The 16738-nt window shown below is 37.7% G+C and carries 13 protein-coding genes and 1 pseudogene; 10 read left to right on the top strand and 4 right to left on the bottom strand.

Annotated features, from left to right (window positions below):
- Nucleotides 1-455: 455 nt before the first annotated feature.
- The 3 genes from AB3I00_RS03305 to AB3I00_RS03295 are packed head-to-tail and all read right to left on the bottom strand — an operon-like array spanning nucleotide 456 to nucleotide 3833.
- Nucleotides 456-1337: an ROK family protein gene (locus AB3I00_RS03305; RefSeq protein WP_002292294.1), complete on the bottom strand. Its 882-nt coding sequence runs from the start codon at nucleotides 1335-1337 to the stop codon at nucleotides 456-458.
- A 21-nt stretch (nucleotides 1338-1358) separates the two neighbouring features.
- Nucleotides 1359-2342, bottom strand: a complete 984-nt coding sequence (locus AB3I00_RS03300; RefSeq protein ID WP_002310605.1) for a LacI family DNA-binding transcriptional regulator — start codon at nucleotides 2340-2342, stop codon at nucleotides 1359-1361.
- A gap of 12 nt (nucleotides 2343-2354) precedes the next feature.
- On the bottom strand, nucleotides 2355-3833 hold the full coding sequence (locus AB3I00_RS03295) for a sucrose-6-phosphate hydrolase (RefSeq protein WP_368024771.1): 1479 nt from the start codon (nucleotides 3831-3833) through the stop codon (nucleotides 2355-2357).
- A 228-nt stretch (nucleotides 3834-4061) separates the two neighbouring features.
- On the opposite strand from AB3I00_RS03295, the gene AB3I00_RS03290 reads away from it, so the two are divergent.
- Complete coding sequence (locus AB3I00_RS03290; protein ID WP_368024770.1) at nucleotides 4062-6017, top strand: sucrose-specific PTS transporter subunit IIBC; 1956 nt, start codon at nucleotides 4062-4064, stop codon at nucleotides 6015-6017.
- Nucleotides 6007-7602: pseudogene (locus AB3I00_RS03285) on the top strand (alpha-glucosidase). Before AB3I00_RS03290 ends, AB3I00_RS03285 begins: the two are co-directional and overlap by 11 nt.
- A gap of 130 nt (nucleotides 7603-7732) precedes the next feature.
- Here AB3I00_RS03285 and AB3I00_RS03280 read toward each other — a convergent pair.
- Entirely contained in the window at nucleotides 7733-8065 is a 333-nt protein-coding gene (locus tag AB3I00_RS03280) for a PRD domain-containing protein (RefSeq protein WP_368024818.1), read from the bottom strand.
- A 351-nt stretch (nucleotides 8066-8416) separates the two neighbouring features.
- Here AB3I00_RS03280 and AB3I00_RS03275 point away from each other — a divergent pair, with 351 nt between their 5' ends.
- From AB3I00_RS03275 to AB3I00_RS03240, 8 genes are all read left to right on the top strand, one after another.
- Nucleotides 8417-10297, top strand: a complete 1881-nt coding sequence (locus tag AB3I00_RS03275) for a heavy metal translocating P-type ATPase (RefSeq protein ID WP_368024769.1) — start codon at nucleotides 8417-8419, stop codon at nucleotides 10295-10297.
- Nucleotides 10298-10375: 78 nt separating this feature from the next.
- Nucleotides 10376-10603, top strand: coding sequence for a heavy-metal-associated domain-containing protein (locus AB3I00_RS03270; RefSeq protein ID WP_002329681.1), 228 nt, complete (start codon nucleotides 10376-10378; stop codon nucleotides 10601-10603).
- A gap of 4 nt (nucleotides 10604-10607) precedes the next feature.
- The gene (locus AB3I00_RS03265; RefSeq protein ID WP_002312676.1) at nucleotides 10608-11150 is read left to right on the top strand and encodes a ferritin-like domain-containing protein; all 543 of its coding nucleotides are present in this window, start codon (nucleotides 10608-10610) and stop codon (nucleotides 11148-11150) included.
- Nucleotides 11151-11394: 244 nt separating this feature from the next.
- Nucleotides 11395-12114, top strand: a complete 720-nt coding sequence (locus tag AB3I00_RS03260; RefSeq protein ID WP_368024768.1) for a DUF4767 domain-containing protein — start codon at nucleotides 11395-11397, stop codon at nucleotides 12112-12114.
- Between the two features lie 329 nt (nucleotides 12115-12443).
- Nucleotides 12444-13664: a serine/threonine transporter SstT gene (gene sstT / locus AB3I00_RS03255; protein ID WP_025477501.1), complete on the top strand. Its 1221-nt coding sequence runs from the start codon at nucleotides 12444-12446 to the stop codon at nucleotides 13662-13664.
- 151 nt (nucleotides 13665-13815) lie between these two features.
- On the top strand, nucleotides 13816-14451 hold the full coding sequence (locus AB3I00_RS03250) for a DUF998 domain-containing protein (protein WP_002342774.1): 636 nt from the start codon (nucleotides 13816-13818) through the stop codon (nucleotides 14449-14451).
- A gap of 218 nt (nucleotides 14452-14669) precedes the next feature.
- The gene (locus AB3I00_RS03245; protein ID WP_368024767.1) at nucleotides 14670-16310 is read left to right on the top strand and encodes a transcription antiterminator; all 1641 of its coding nucleotides are present in this window, start codon (nucleotides 14670-14672) and stop codon (nucleotides 16308-16310) included.
- Nucleotides 16307-16738 (top strand): PTS sugar transporter subunit IIA, encoded by a 432-nt coding sequence (locus AB3I00_RS03240; protein WP_002292322.1) that lies wholly within the window; start codon nucleotides 16307-16309, stop codon nucleotides 16736-16738. Before AB3I00_RS03245 ends, AB3I00_RS03240 begins: the two co-directional genes overlap by 4 nt.

Genomic DNA, 16738 nt, shown 5'->3' with positions numbered 1-16738 from the left:
AAATAGTAGAAATAGCATGTCTAAGGAGACATTCCACAAAATCATTAACATACATTAAATAAATTGAGCTGTTGCATAATAGACATAAGGAAATGTTCTTTTCTATATTTAGAAAAGCTGTCAAGGCGAAGTTTAAATATCACAAAAATTAATTGGAAAAGATAATCAACTGGAACTTGCTAGCGTTGCAAGTTGAATAAAAAAACAACCAAGATTAGATTGTAGGAACTTGTAGAAGATCATAATTTGAAGTTAACAAAAGAATTCCACGACACCTCTACTCTGTTAAGTACAGGAAACAGAGAGTTAAGGGCAAGAAAAATAGGCGAGGATATCGGGTTGAAAGGCCGATTGTAGAACATAAGTTAATAGTAAATAAAAAGACGAAGAAATCGCGTCAAGTGGATTCTTCGTCTTTTTATTGATGAGATTGTTGTGACAACGTGCTTATTTTATTAGAAGATATCTTTTTCTGATTTTTCTAATGCTAAAGCTAAACACCCAATGATTCCAGCATCATCTCCTAATTTTGGAGGTAATACATAGTTTTCGAATGCTGGGTAGTCTACATAGTGATTCATCAAACCAACCAAAGCTTCTTGGACTCGTTCTCTCAGATGTGCTTGTTTCATTACGCCTCCGCCAAAGATGATGACATCAGGTGAAAATAGAAGAGTTGTGTTATAGACACATTGAGCGATGTAATAAGCTTCTAATTCCCAAGAAGGATCAGCGACAGACAACTCTTGACCTTTCATGCCTGTTCTTTGTTCGATTGCAGGTCCAGAAGCCATTCCTTCCAGGCAATCGCTATGATAAGGACAAACACCTTTAAAGGTATCCACAGGGTGTCGGCGCACAAGCATATGTCCCATTTCAGGGTGGCTGAAACCTTCTACAAAAGTGCCATTTTGCAAGGCACCGCCACCAATACCTGTTCCAATCGTATAGTAAACAATAGTGGAACGCCCTTTTCCATTCCCCGCGACATATTCTCCGTAAGCAGCTGCATTGACATCGGTGGTAAAGACAATCGGTAGTTCTTTTAAATTTTTATTTAAATAACCGATAAAATCAAAATTCTGCCAAGCTTTTTTTGGCGTAGAGGTGATATATCCGTATGTTGCTGAATTGGGATGAATATCAATCGGTCCAAAAGAACCTATTCCAATCGCTGCCAGTTGTTCTTGGTGTTTTTTGAAGAAATCAATAACGTTATTCATCGTTTCTATCGGCGTGGTTGTAGGGATTTGTATTCTTTCAATTACTTCTAAATCTTTCGTACCTACTGCGCAGACAAATTTTGTTCCGCCAGCTTCAATTGCTCCATATAACATAAAACATTTGCTCCTTTGCAGTTAAGTCGTTTTACCTTGAATCAGCTTTACTGGTAAAACGTAATGTGATTCCAGTGGTTTTTCAGCATCTTGGATTCTTTGCAGTAGCAAGTCTACAAGGATGTCGGCAATATCCGTTATTGGTTGAGCGATAGTAGACAGATGCGGAAAATAATTCTGGATAAATTTTGTTCCGTCATATCCAATGATTTTCAATTGCTCAGGGATGCGGATATCGAGCTCTTGACACAGATTGTATGCCAATACAGCTGTAAGATCATCTGTGCAAAAAATACTGTCAATCTCTTCATTTTGCAAAATCCGTTTGATTTCTAAATTTTTTAAAGCAGTGGAACGAGCAGTTGAATGGAATTGAAAAATCTGTGGTTCTAGCTGCTGCTCATCCATAAATTTCAAATAGCCGTTCATTCGGTCATTTGTGGGGGAGTTGGATTCTTGCGAGCCCGTCAAAATAGCGATTTTACGAGCTCCTTTTAGATAGAGATTTTCTGTCGCGAGATAACCGCCTCGGAAATTATCACTGCTGACGATTGGTGTTCCGTCTGCCAGATAGCGGTCAAAAGAGACGATTGGCAACTCAATATTTTCGTACTCCTGTATCCCGAGATTATGAGCGCCGGCGATGATGCCGTCCACTTTATTTGCTGCTAACATGTTGAGATAATTTCGTTCTTTTTCTTTATTATTAGCACTGTCACATAAGATCGAACGATAGCCTAAATCAAATAATTTACTTTCCAACTGTTCGACTAATTCGCCAAAAAACGGATTGGCGACTGTTGGGAAAATCAAGCCGATCAATTGGGTGTTTTTTCCTTGAAGTGAACGGGCTAACGAATTCGGCTGATAATTGAGTTCTTTCATTGCTTGATTCACTTTATCGATTGTTTTTTGACTTAAAGAACCATAATTATTTATCACTCTCGAGACAGTAGTAGGAGAGACTCCTGCTTTTTTTGCCACATCTGTCAATTTAACAGCCATTTTCTTCATCCTTTATTTGTTCATATTCCGCAGATGCCATAATTTCCCTTTAAATTCCCTGTCACTTTTTATATACAAGCCCGTTTGATCATCTGTCGGAAAGACACGGGCAGTCGCTGTTTGCTGTCCATCATTTACAAACACCTCTACAACGGAACGATCAACAAATATTTGTAATTTCAGCGGTTTCTTTTCAATTGAGAATTCACGTACAGTTCCAAAATTTTCAGCGAAAGATTTGCCGGCATGGCTGCGATCCATACTCATTTTACCATGTATCATATCAAAGGATAGTGTTAAACCGTGTTTTTGTTGTTCATCTGCAAACAATAAAATAGTACCTTTCTGTGAGTAATCGAATTCTAACTGGAGTTCATATTGATTTATTTCCGCGTCAATAGTGGTTTCCAAACCGCTAAAGTGATAAGGTTTTCCTTTTCGCAACTGCGCTGTTTCTTTCACCGGTCGTTGATAGAGCTGCTCTTTTTCAATAGTAAGTTCTTTTACGATGCTCAAGCAGTGTGCCCATCCTTCTTCGTCAGTTGGATAGCTGATTTCAGGCAACCCAATCCAACTGATTGCCAAGGTTCGTCCATTTTCATCACTGAAACAATGCGTCGCGTAAATGTCAAATCCTTCATCTATATTTTTTATGTGAGTAGGGTCGGAAAGCTCATTTTTTTCAAAATCAAATGTTTGACCGATCACGTAAGTATTCGGATAAATATTACTGTATGAGTGGATCTCGTGAGATAAACCTTGTGGGCAGAAGACCAGTAGTGATTTGCCGTTCACAAATAATAGATTTGGACACTCGATCATAAAACCCATTTCTTCCTCTGTAAAACCCAAAGTTCCTAAAAACTGCCAATTTTGAAGATCTTTACTGTAATAAGTTAGGATTCTTCCTTGTTTTTGTTCAGTTTGTGCTCCGACAATGAGCAAGTAACCGTCATCATAAGCAATCAGCTGAGGATCACGGATTTCTTGTGTATATCCCGGAGGTGGGGAGCTGATCAAAGGAGTCGGTATCTTAGTGATATTACCATTTTTGTCCATCCATGCCCCTAACTGAAAGGAATGACGTCCCCAATTCGAATCACGCACATTTCCGGTATATGCAAGGAACAGTTGATTATCAATCGGCAAAGCTGAACCTGAGTACACACCGTGACTGTCAAATGAATTATCCGGAATCAGTTTGAGGCCATCGTTTTTCCAATCTATCAGATTAACTGAGGAGAGATGGTACCAAGATTTCAGACCATGAACAGACCCCATCGGATATGCTTGATAAAATAGCTGCCATTTCCCGTCGAAATAGGAAAAACCATTCGGATCGTTCAATAAACCAGTAACTGGTTGTATATGGTAGCCTAAGCGCCAATGGGAAGAATTGATTTTCTTCTCTAAGGAATGCAAATGTTCTTCAGACCATTCTTTATATGGACGATAACGATCCGTTCGTGACCAATTTTCTTTAAGTTTCATGACAAACTCCTTGTAAACGTATTCTTGGAATTATAATATATTTTTTCTGGTAAAATGTCAAACGAATATCAAAATTAAATGGCTTATAAAAGCTATTTTTTTATATATAAAAAATTATTTTATTTAAAATTTGATAATCGATTGACAATTGTTTTAAATCATGGCATATTGTGCTTAAGAAAAATTTATAGTTACTGCTTCAATAATTTTGGATTAGGAGGAAATGAAATGGATTACAAAAAAGTAGCTGAAGAAATCAGCAAAGCGCTTGGAGAAGACAATGTACAAGCAGCTGCGCATTGTGCAACACGTTTACGGCTTGTCTTAAAAGATTCAGACAAAGTAGACCAGAAGGCTCTGGATGATAATGAAAGTGTGAAAGGAACTTTTGAAGCAAATGATCAATTTCAGATCATTATCGGAGCAGGTGATGTGAATAACGTATATGATGAATTCGTTAAGATCACCGGCGTAAAGGAAGCTTCAACCGACGATTTGAAAGCGGTAGCATCGAATAAGAAGAATAATCCTGTCATGGCCTTTATCAAGGTGTTGTCAGATATCTTCGTTCCGATTGTCCCTGCATTGGTTGCGGGTGGACTGTTGATGGCTCTGAATAATGTTTTGACGGCACAGGATTTGTTTGGTCCTCAGTCAGTGGTTGAGTTGTATCCATCAGTGAAAGATTTTGCTGGCATCATTAATTTACTTGCTTCAGCGCCGTTTGCTTTTTTGCCGATTTTGGTAGGTTTTTCAGCAACTCGACGTTTTGGAGGCAATCCGTATCTTGGAGCAGCAATGGGGATGGCGATGGTCATGCCGGATTTAGTGAATGGATACAGTGTGACGAATGCTATTGCAGAAGGATCGATGCCTTATTGGAATATTTTTGGAATGAATGTGGCACAAGCCGGTTATCAAGGATCTGTTCTTCCAGTCCTTGCAGTTTCTTGGATTTTAGCTACTTTAGAAAAATTCTTCCATAAACGGTTGGCTAATGCTTTCGACTACACATTTACTCCAATGCTAGCTATTATTATTACTGGTTTTTTAACTTTTACAGTAGTAGGGCCGGTGATGCGTACTGTCGGAGACGGCTTAGCTGATGGATTAAGCTGGTTATACAGTACTACTGGAGCTTTCGGCTTAGGTGTCTTTGGTTTCTTCTATTCGCCGATAGTCATTACCGGATTACATCAAAGCTTTCCAGCAATCGAGACTACTTTACTAGCAGATGTTGCCAGAACGGGTGGCTCTTTTATCTTTCCAGTTGCCTCAATGGCAAATGTAGCGCAAGGAGCGGCTGCTTTGGCGATTATGCTGCTGACAAAAAATAAAAAGCAAAAGAGTCTAGCTACCACTGCAGGTGTTTCCGCTATGTTGGGGATTACTGAGCCAGCGATATTCGGTGTGAATTTGAAACTGAAATTTCCGTTTATTTGTGGAATGATTGCTGCAGGAATTGCTTCATTCTTTATCGGCTTGTTCCACGTATTAGCAGTTGCGATGGGACCGGCAAGCGTCATTGGCTTTATTTCCATTGCACCTCGTTCGATTCCTTCATTCATGATCGGAATTGTTATCAGTATAGTGATCGGTTTTTTAAGCACTTACTTCTATGGAAAAAAACATATGGCACTGCTAGCAGATGGTGAATCAAAAGGAACAGAAGCAGCTGAGTCAATCAGTTCAGCTCCTAAAACGACTAGGAAACCGCAAGATGAAATTTTAGCTGCATCAGTCAGCGGGAAGATTCTCCCTTTAACGAAGGTAAAAGATCCAGTTTTTTCCACTGAAATGATGGGAAGAGGTATAGCAGTCAAACCAGATGACGGGGTAGTCCATGCTCCAGCAGATGGTATATTGACAGTTGTCCACGAATCTAAACATGCATATGGCTTGAAAACAGAGAAAGGAGCGGAAGTACTGATCCATATCGGTATCGATACAGTGAATCTAAAAGGGGCCGGATTCACGACACAGCGACAATATGGTGAATTAGTGAAAAAAGGGGATATTCTCGGTACATTTGATCGTAAATTGCTTAAAGAAGAAGGGTACGACGATACAATTATGGAAATTGTCACTAATTCCTCTGCATATGCTAATGTAAAAATTCTTGAAAAAAACACGGTCAAAAGTGGTGAAGATATTCTGATAGTGAGTGAAACAGATGAAAAATAAATGGTGGAAAAGTGCAGTAATCTATCAAATCTATCCTCGAAGTTTTCAAGATACAAATGGAGATGGCATTGGAGATATTCCTGGTATTCTTTCAAGATTAGATTATCTAGAAAACCTGGGAATCAATGCGATATGGTTAAGCCCGGTTTATGAATCACCTAATGATGATAATGGCTATGATATCAGTGACTACAGAAAAATAGGCGCAGAATATGGAACGATGGCAGATATGGATTTACTGATAAAAGAAGCACGACAAAGGGGAATAAGAGTCATCATGGATCTTGTTATCAATCATACGTCAGACAGACATCCATGATTTCAATCGGCAAAAAAAAGTGTTACCAGTCCCTATCACGACTATTATGTTTGGCGTAAAGAACCGAATGGATTAGAGTCGAACTTCGGCGGTTCAGCATGGACCTATGTGCCCGAAGTGAATCAATATTATCTGCACTTGCATTCGAAAAAGCAGCCGGATTTGAATTGGCAAAATCCAAAGATGAGACAAGCAATCTATGACATGATGAATTTTTGGCTTGAGAAAGGGATTGGCGGATTTCGATTAGATGTCATTGATCTGATTGGAAAACAGCCGGAACAATCTATTACTAAAAATGGTCCTCTTTTACATGATTTATTGCAAGAAATGTACCAAAAAACATTTGGTCATTATGATGTAGTGACAGTGGGAGAGACTTGGGGGGCAACGCCCAAGATTGCGCAGCTGTATTCAAAAGAAGAACGCAAAGAATTATCAATGGTCTTTCAATTCGAGCATATTAATCTAGACAAACAGAATGGCAAGCGAAAATGGGATCTAAAGGATTTAGATCCACAGGAATTACATCGGACTTTTTCTAAATGGCAGATTGAATTAGGTGGTTGTGGTTGGAATTCTTTATTTTGGAATAATCATGATCTCCCACGAATCATTTCTCGCTGGGGGGACGATCAAGAATATCGAACAATCAGTGGAAAAATGCTAGCGATATACCTCCATTTTATGCAAGGTACTCCTTATATCTATCAAGGAGAAGAGATCGGCATGATCAATTATCCAGTAAAGAGTATTGATGAGGTAGATGATATTGAAAGCCAAAGAATGTATGCAGAACGTATAAAAAAAGGCTATTCGAAGGAAGAGTTGATCCAATCAATCAACTCGAAGGGGCGAGATAATGCTCGCCATCCGATGCAATGGAACAATCACAAAAATGGTGGCTTTACGGAAGGCACTCCTTGGTTGCCAGTGGGGAATACAGAAGAGATCAATGTAGAAGCAGCATTAGCTGCTCAAGATTCCTTGTTTTATACGTATCAAAAACTGATCGAATTGCGCAAAGAATTACCTGTGATTGTCTATGGGAAATATCAAGTCATTGAGACAGAGGAACCGAATGTTTTAGCATATCTACGCAGTTTAAAAAACCAAAAAATACTAGTTGTAGTTAATTTTTCTGATCAAAAGACTACTTTTCCAATCGGTAAGTATCGTGTCAAACAAGTCTTGATCCAAAATTACAAAAAGAAAGTTACTAACAATTTACTCCCATATGAAGCTTTTAGCGCGCTGATCTATTAAGTGGTTTTTTCTATAGATGAATCTTTGTTATGAGGTAGATAGTTCAATGAAACAGTTATTCGATTTGTTTATAGAAAACAATTTAATCAGCAAAAAGGGAGACAAACTTTTAATTGTCTCCCTTTAATTGTTAGGATGGAATATTATCACTCTTAAACAATAAGTTAAAAAATACTAGTTTACATAAAAAAAGATTATTTAGATGCGATAATATCATAGATAAAGAAACATTCATCATAAGAAACAGTGATCCTAAATTCTGTTTCAATATTTTTGAAGGCTTTTTTACATGAAAAATTGTTTCATGAGAAGGTCTTGTGTCATCTTCTGATATAATTTTAAGTTCATGACCGTTTATCAATGTACGCTCAATTAGACACGCTGTATGAATCAAAAGTTTTAAAAGAATGGAATGAGTGAATTTTTTGTGGAAAGTACATTCCAATTCTTGGATAAAATCCATTAAGCTTTTTTGGATCTTATTCCCAGCTAATAAGTAGAGATATTTGTCCACTGCTTCAATTCCCATATCAAAAAACGATATTTCTTGTGAATGAGTGGCTGCTGCCCTTTTTTGATTGTTGTTCTTCAGTCGTAAGATGACAAAGCATCTTATCTTTGAATAAAAAAATAGAACTACCTAAGGAAGCGTTTCGGCGCTTCCTTTTTCTATATGATCGTTTAATGACTGTAGGAATTCAGTATACCAAAAGAAAACCGCCTTTTTGACTAAACTTGATAGTGATCAATTTTTTATGATGGATAAGTATCTATACTTAGTCTCGTAAGAACGAAAAGGAAAAGAGGGAGAAAGATGAAATTTCAAAAGTGGATCCAAGAGCATCGAAATCATATCACCGCCTTATCAGCTGTGTTGATTATTTTTGGTTTTATCGGAAAATTTACTGGATTTGTCTTGTTCTATAACACTGCTCTAGCCATAGCTTCTATTATTGCGGTCATACCTATTATGATCCATGCGTATCAGGCAGTAAAAGTCAAAGTTATCTCAATTGATTTACTCGTTACTATTGCTGTGCTTGGTGCCTTTATGATCGGAGAATACAAGGAGTCAGCTATCGTTACATTCTTGTTTTTGTTTGGTAGCTATCTGGAACAAAAAACATTGACCAAAACGCGGGAATCAATCAAGGCTTTGACCGAGATGGCCCCATCGACTGCTAGCGTTGTCCAAGAAGATGGAACGACCGAAGAAGTGGAAATCGATGACGTGGAAGAAGGCGATATCGTCTTAGTAAAAACTGGTGGAGCTATTCCTGTGGACGGTCGAGTCATTGACGGGAAAGGGTATGCGGATGAAGCCGCAGTGACGGGTGAATCACGACAAGTCGTCAAAATCAGTGGAGATGACGTATTTTCTGGAACGATTTTAGTAGATGGCTACGTGACGATCGAAGCAACTAAGGTCGGAGATGATACGACCTTTGCCAAAATTATCGAATTAGTCGAAGAAGCACAAGATACCAAATCACATGCGGAAAAATTCATTGATCGTTTTTCTCAGTATTATACTCCAACCGTTTTACTTATTGCGTTGCTTGTTGGTCTGATCAGTCGTGATTTTCGTTTAGCCATCACTGTTTTGGTTCTTGGTTGTCCTGGCGCTTTAGTCATTGGTGCGCCTGTTTCGAATGTAGCAGGAATCGGTAATGGAGCGAAACGGGGCATCTTAGTAAAAGGCGGTGAAGCAATGGATACTTTTTCCAAAATCGATACTTTTGTCTTTGATAAAACCGGTACATTGACCAAAGGAACTACTGCTGTATCCACTATCAAGAACTATACAGAGGATGAAGGGGACAGCTTAGCTTTAGTGGCTCGATTAGAAACGTTATCCGATCATCCTCTGGGGCACGCCGTGATCCATTATGCTCAGGAGAAAGACATTGATTTTCAACAATTAGCAGTCAAAGATAATCAGACGATCAAGGGACAAGGAATCACAGCTGAGATTGATGGTCATACAGTTTGTGCGGGCAACACCAAATTGATTGCCGCTCACAAACTTTCTCTCACACCAAAGCAAGTACAAGATTTACATCAATTACAACAAAGAGGCAGCTCGGTCATTATTGTAGTAATCGACAAAAAAATCACTCAAATCATTGGTGTGTCAGATGTGATTCGACCAGAAGTCGCTGAACAATTAGCTATGTTGAAACAAGCAGGAGCAAAACATTTAGTGATGCTGACAGGTGATAATCAGATGACTGCTGATTATATAGCTGATATGTTAGGCATTGATGAAGTCCATGCTGAATTATTACCAGATGAAAAGGTTCAATTTGTGAAAAAATACCAAGAACAAGGATTGCGAGTTGCTTTCATTGGAGATGGAATCAATGATTCTCCCTCTTTGGCTGCGGCTGATATCGGGATTGCTATGGGATCAGGAACGGATGTCGCTATCGAAACGAGTGACGTTGTCTTGATGCAATCTAGTTTTGGATCGTTGGTTCATGCCTACCGTTTGGCTAAGAAAACTGTTTTGAATACCCGTGAAAATGTAGTGATTGCCATTGGTGTCGTCTTATTTTTACTCATCGGCTTATTTGCCGGGTTTATTTACATGGCTAGTGGGATGTTCGTTCACGAAGCTAGTATCTTGATCGTTATCTTTAACGCGATGCGTTTATTGTATTTTGGTCACGAAAGCAAAGAAGAAAAATCGTAAAACTTGATAAGAATCAATTTTTTTATGGAAGCTGTAATCTAGAATAAGACTATCAAGAAAAAGGAAGGAAGAACTACGATGAAAAAAATGATTATGCAATTAGATACACTAGCTTGTCCAAGCTGTATGCAAAAAATCGAACATGCGGTTTCTCAACAGCCTGGGGTAAGCAATACGAAAGTTTTGTTTAATGCGAGCAAAATCAAAGCAAACTTTGATCCAGAGGAAGTCCACCCTGAACAATTAGCTGCAGTTGTGGAAAAATTAGGTTATGAAGTCCAATCAACAAAAGTAAAAGAGGCGTAAATCAATGAATATAGTGGAAGAAAAATTTGCTCAAGAAACAAAACAAGCAGATATCGACCATCATAAACCAACTGCTGGCGCCATGGTGGGGCATGTATTAGCAAATTTCAAATTAGAAGAAATGAAATTGATCCAAGCACAATTGTATGTTTTGGGTACATCTTCGCAAGAATTAAGTACCCTTTTTTCAGAATATGCTGATCAAGAAGCGAGATGGTTCAATAAAATCTCTCATGAGTTAGTGATTGAGAATGAAATCGTTCCGTCTACTTTAGAAGAAGTCATGCGTTATGGAAAAATTTACGAACATGGTCAAAACAAATATTTACCAGCCTCAACAATGTTGGAAAACTTTGCAAAAGATTTTGATTTCCAAAATGTCTTTATCACACGGGCAATCAAGTTAGCTGAAAAAGAAGAAAAATATGGCTTGCAACAATTACTCGTTGAACTTTTAAGTTTCAATAAAGAAATCATCTACCAAGTACAAAGACTCCAAGGAAAAACTGTCCGACAAGATTTGGATGAGGAAGACGATGATGACTAAAAGTCTATGTTTCTTCAAACACAAATATAAAGCGTGAGAAAAGCAGGAAAAAAACACGAAGTTTTTGTCTTAAAAATAAAATAAAAAGAAGCACCCGCTGATGTTGTCTATAAGACATCAGCGGGTGCTTCTTAGTTTTTAAATGGTTTAAAAGATGGATGAGAAAATACAAAAAATCAATAAAATCACATTGCTTATTTGATAGAATAAAGAAGTGGGGGAGTAATCGAAAGGGGTTTTTTAATTGAAAAAAAGGATTTTATTAACAATGGGTCTAGCTTTTTTGTTAGCTGGTTGTACCAACGGGAATGAACCAAGAAAAGAATCAACAAAAGAAACAGCGAAAACAACAATTGCAACTACTACAACAACTAGCACAGAGAGCAAGTCAACTGCAACAAGTACAGAAACAGCAGATACCTCTACTTCGTCAGAGTCTTCCAAAACGACTGAAACAACTCAAACATCTACTTCAAGTTCTTCTGTAGAGGCTTCATCTTCCTCTTCAGAAAGCAGCGAACAAGTCGAACAAACACTGTGGAATGCAGACAAAGCCGCACAATTAGAGGCATTTATGACCACATGGGGCCAAACAATGGGACAACAATACAAAAGTTATACGAATCAAATGAGTGTGGACTTATATGGTCTTAAAGTCCCTCAAGCTATTTTGAATGGGGAGTGGAAGATGGCTATTGGTGGAGTGCCTGTTTCTGCAGAATGGTCAGAAAGCGGGACAGGTCAAGCAGATTATCAAATCACAGCCGTCTATTCCGATGCAGAGACAGAACCATATCTGAAAAAGCACGTCTATCTATTCGGGTTTCAGCAAAATCAGCCAAAAGTATTTGTGACACAACAAAATCAAGGGAATCCCGATAATTATCTTTACTTCAACGAGACAGCGAATAATGAATTGAAAAATGGCTTTGATCAAATCGTTTATGGGCAAGTAAACCAGTGAGAGTGAGAGAAAGAAGAGACTCAGTGGAAAATATTAATTGATTGTTATGTCAAAGAATTAAGATGAAGGATGAAATTTCTAGTTTCGTCCTTCATCTTAGTTACGTTTTACTTGGATAACTTTAATAATAACGATAAATAGTTTTCTCTCGACTTCTTTAGAGATTGAATAAACCCTCCAATACTAACATTGAATGTTGCAAGAGCATGAATTGCCAATTGTATTATTAGAATTTTTAGAAAATTGCACCTTTAGTTTCTTTAGATAAAATGATACAATGATTGGTAAAATTGTGAAAGGGTGGTCATTTGTTAGAGAAGTTTTTGGATATGTCGTTAGTTCAACGTATTGTTGTTGGTATTTTAGTCGGAATATTGTTTGGTATCTTTTTCCCCACGTGGACATTTATTTCAATATTGGGTACGTTGTTTGTCAGTTGCTTGAAAGCAATTGCGCCTCTTCTAGTTTTTTTCTTGACGATGGCTTCAATTGCCAAACATAAAATAGGAAATAAGACATTTGTGAAGCCTATTTTAGTCTTATATTTAGTAGGAACATTGCTTTCGGCACTTGTAGCAGTGATTATAAGTTCAATTTTTACTGTTCCTATTACTTTACAAGAAACAGTGTCTGAACAAGCACCGCAAAATTTGGAAAGTGTTTTATCTACGATGTTGACAAATGTCACACAAAATCCTGTTCAATCGCTCATTGATGCGAATTATCTTGGTGTCTTATTCTGGGCTGTGTTGTTAGGTCTAGCTTTTCGAGCACGTTCAGAATCGACAAAAGAATTGGTGGATCAAATATCTGTAGCATTATCACAAGTTGTACAAGTGATTATTGCATTCGCTCCGATAGGGATTTTAGGATTGGTTTATCAATCGATTGCCACGACTGGAATCGCTGGATTGGCAGAGTATCTGCAGCTTTTACTTGTGTTGATCGGCACGATGCTGTTTGTCGCATTAGTTGTGTACCCGTTCCTCACGTTTTTGTTTATTAAAGAAAACCCCTATCCATTGATTCTCTTTTGTTTGAAAGAAAGTGCGCTTCCCGCTTTCTTTACCCGAAGTTCTGCCGCAAATATCCCGATAAACATGATGCTGGCTGAAAAATTGAAATTGACGAAAGAGTCTTATTCCATATCGATCCCATTAGGTGCTACGATCAATATGGGCGGTGCTGCGATTACCATTTCCGTGATGTCATTGACGGCTGTACATTCCTTAGGGATTGAAGCACCATTTGTTTTGAAAGTCCTTTTATGTATTTTGTCTGCTTTAGCTGCTTGTGGGGCTTCAGGTGTTGCGGGCGGTTCACTGTTATTGATTCCATTAGCATGTAGTTTGTTTGGTATCTCTAATGATGTCGCGATGCAAATCGTCGGTATCGGATTTATTATCGGTGTTATCCAAGATTCAATGGAAACTGCCTTAAATTCGTCAAGTGATCTGTTGTTTACTGCAATAGGAGAATTAGGCGCGCGTAAAAGAAGTGGAGAAAAAATAAAATTGAAAGACCGATTAGACGGATTAAATGAACATTGAACATTAGATATTTAGGGGATGAACCTTAAGACGATTCAAATTTTTAATGAGTTATATAGATATACGTGTAAAAAGAGGTTCCTGTTAAATCGAGATAAAGTCGTTTATAATAACAATTAAAAGCATAGGTAATGGTTATTGGAGGCGCATCATGGATTTTTTACGTAAATTTGGTTTTTTCTTTTTACTATTAGGCGTGTTGAGTGATTTTTTGACTCCGTACGTATTAGGATTGTATTATCCTGAATTAGATCAAATGAAGAGTGTGATCAGTGTATTTGGAGAGGTTTCCAGTCCTGTAAGAAAGGCGTTTCTCATTTGGTCAGTGGTTTCAGGGATTTTTTTCATCCTGTCATTGCCTGCATTGTATGCTGCATTTGCAAGTACATCTCGGGTGTTAGCTACCCTAGTTACAGCATCTATCGGTTTTTATGGTATAGGTGATTGTATCTTCACAGGTTTGTTCAGTATCAATACCCATGAGTCTTCGTGGAATGTCTCGACATGGGTCCATAATATCGGATCAGGTTTAGGTTATAGTGGTTTTTTATTGTTTCCAGTTCTTCTTTTCTTGATCTATCGAAAAAATGGGCAAATGGACGTAAGCCACTTATACCTTGGGCTGTCTGTGATCAGTTTGCTTTTTGCGGCGATTTATGGTCTGGCAAGAATTCCTTCTATAAATTCTTGGCCATTACTGAATAAAATAGGATTTTGCCAAAGAATCAGTTTTTTCTTTAATTATGTGCCCATTGCCTGGTTGAGTATCTTGCATCTCAAACAGTAAAACTTGAGCCGTCAAATTGAACAGTCAGCGGACATTTCGTCCGTTGGCTGTTTTTTGTTTTTCTGAAATATAGTTCCATAATTTTCTTGTATAGCTTCTGTTTTAGCGTATATTAACTGAGAAAGAGTAGTGTATGATTTCTCAGGTTATTTTAATCTTTTATTTGGTCTAGTTCTCCTTATAAGAAAAAACTATAGTGAATATAGAAGGTGATGGAAATGAGTGTAATACAATATCAAGAAAGCAAACTACGAAGAGTAGCGATCCTGAACAGACTGTCCAATTTCGAGCATGTAAGCTACCAGCAACTTTCTGAAGAATATTATGTTTCCAGAAGCAGTATCGCAAATGATATTTCTTACATCAAATATGTATTTGCGAAAGAAGGGTTGAATCTCAGTTTTGATCGTTTCGGGACATATTTTGAAGGAAATGAAATACAGGTTCAGAAGGTACTGAAGCGTATGATCCTGAATCATTTTGATGAATTGGAGAGCGTAAGAGAAATAGTGGATCGAAAGCTTCTAGCAATAGTTGAACGATCTTTTCGCGAGAGTATTGCAGACAAGCAAATTGAGATACCAGAAAGCTACTTTTCAAGTATCATTGTTTCGATCTTATTGATGATCCAGCGTTCAAGAGAAGGGAAGAAAATCAGTTTAAAAGGTAAAAATCAATATGGAAAGTATTTTTTAGAATTCAATAAATATCCTCTCGTTTGTGAATTGCTGCATCAGTTAGAGGAACAGCGTATTTACCAATTTTCGCAAGAAGAAGTACAGTATTTGACTTATGTTATTGTGGGAAGTGGGTTACGCTTTTTCATGAAAAATGAAACGATCCCTTTGGTATTTCGAGAAAAAATCCAGCACTTGATCCAAAAAGTGAGTAGAGGCATTCAGATAGATCTTACCCAAGATAGTCGTTTAGAAGAAGATCTGCTTGTACATCTGTATCAGCTGCTTTTACGTATTGAGGCTCAAACGACCATCGTAAATCCTTTGATAGATGAGATAAAACAAAATTATCCTTCTTTGTATGGTGTTGTCTGGTTTGCGTTAAATGATTTTCGCTGGCCTTATCAAGTAAGCTTGTCCGAAGATGAAGTAGGTTTTGTAGCTATTCATTTCCAAGCAGCAATCGAGCGTGTCAAACGATTAAATAGACTCTTATTCGTATGTCCCAATGGCATGGGAACCAGTTCATTTGTTTCTGCAAAAATCAGAAGAATCTTACCTGATATCGATAGTATCGAAACAGCATCTGTCGATAAATTGAACAGACTAGATTTGTTTGACGTAGATTTGATTATCTCCACTGTCGATATACCTAAACAAATTAGACCAGTAGTAAGAATCTCGCCAATGGTTACTGCTAGAGATATGAAACGTATCATGAATCATTATATCGATCTGGTCATAGATAACGAACAAATAAACATCGAAGGCTCGATAGCTGAAAAATTGAAACATCTTATTTCCTCTAATGTCTATTTTGATCACTTGGATTCAAAAGAAGCTGCTATCCGTTTTTTGGTTGATCAGCAACAGTTTGAGAATGAAGATTCGAAACAGCGATTTCTCCACTCTATTTTTGAGCGTGAGGAAATCCAATCAACATACTTGGAGAATGGTTTTGCTATTCCTCATGGCAATCCTAATGTCGTTAAACAAACTTCGGTTGCTGTATTGATAGCAGACAAGCCATTTTCATGGGGATATCAAAAGGCAGATATCGTTGTTCTGCTAATGATCCGAGAAGAAGATGTGAAAGAAGTTGAACCTGTGATGAAAATGGTCATGCAAGGAATAGAGGATAAAAATTGGTTTATTTCAAAAATGTTGGAGGTCAGAGAATGAGTACTATCAATAAATTGCTGCCGAAAAATCAAATCCAAGTAATAGAAACGGCTGAAAATTGGATGAAAGCAGTCGAAATTGCTAGCAATCCATTATTAAAAAACAAAATGATAACGCATACGTATTTAGAAAACATGATCAGAAGTGTAGAGGAAAATGGACCATATATGGTGTTGGCTGATTATTTTGCGCTGATGCACGCAAAACCAGGTCTTGGAGTAAACGAGCAAAGTATGAGTCTTTTAGTCGTAAAAGATGCTGTAGATATGAAAGGGAAACCAATCCATATTTTTTTGGTTTTAGCTGCCAAAAACCACGAAAGCCATCTGGAGAGATTAAAAGATATCATGGAAATATTTATGGACAATGAAAAATATCAAACGATTTTATCAGGAAATAAAGAAACAATCATTCAGTTATTTGCATAA

It is taken from the genome of Enterococcus sp. C76 (genome assembly GCF_040886985.1).
Classification (GTDB): Bacteria; Bacillota; Bacilli; order Lactobacillales; family Enterococcaceae; genus Enterococcus_B; species Enterococcus_B lactis.
Note: the sequence above shows the minus strand (reverse complement) of the source record. Positions and strands in the feature narration are given on the sequence as shown.

Excerpts from the sequence above, each read along its gene's own strand:
- AB3I00_RS03305 (WP_002292294.1), bottom strand. The coding sequence starts at position 1,337 with ATGTTATATGGAGCAATTGAAGCTGGCGGAACAAAATTTGTCTGCGCA.
- AB3I00_RS03300 (WP_002310605.1), bottom strand. The coding sequence starts at position 2,342 with ATGGCTGTTAAATTGACAGATGTGGCAAAAAAAGCAGGAGTCTCTCCT.
- AB3I00_RS03295 (WP_368024771.1), bottom strand. The coding sequence starts at position 3,833 with ATGAAACTTAAAGAAAATTGGTCACGAACGGATCGTTATCGTCCATAT.
- AB3I00_RS03290 (WP_368024770.1), top strand. The coding sequence starts at position 4,062 with ATGGATTACAAAAAAGTAGCTGAAGAAATCAGCAAAGCGCTTGGAGAA.
- AB3I00_RS03280 (WP_368024818.1), bottom strand. The coding sequence starts at position 8,065 with ATGGATTTTATCCAAGAATTGGAATGTACTTTCCACAAAAAATTCACT.
- AB3I00_RS03275 (WP_368024769.1), top strand. The coding sequence starts at position 8,417 with ATGAAATTTCAAAAGTGGATCCAAGAGCATCGAAATCATATCACCGCC.
- AB3I00_RS03270 (WP_002329681.1), top strand. The coding sequence starts at position 10,376 with ATGAAAAAAATGATTATGCAATTAGATACACTAGCTTGTCCAAGCTGT.
- AB3I00_RS03265 (WP_002312676.1), top strand. The coding sequence starts at position 10,608 with ATGAATATAGTGGAAGAAAAATTTGCTCAAGAAACAAAACAAGCAGAT.
- sstT (WP_025477501.1), top strand. The coding sequence starts at position 12,444 with ATGTCGTTAGTTCAACGTATTGTTGTTGGTATTTTAGTCGGAATATTG.
- AB3I00_RS03250 (WP_002342774.1), top strand. The coding sequence starts at position 13,816 with ATGGATTTTTTACGTAAATTTGGTTTTTTCTTTTTACTATTAGGCGTG.
- AB3I00_RS03245 (WP_368024767.1), top strand. The coding sequence starts at position 14,670 with ATGAGTGTAATACAATATCAAGAAAGCAAACTACGAAGAGTAGCGATC.
- AB3I00_RS03240 (WP_002292322.1), top strand. The coding sequence starts at position 16,307 with ATGAGTACTATCAATAAATTGCTGCCGAAAAATCAAATCCAAGTAATA.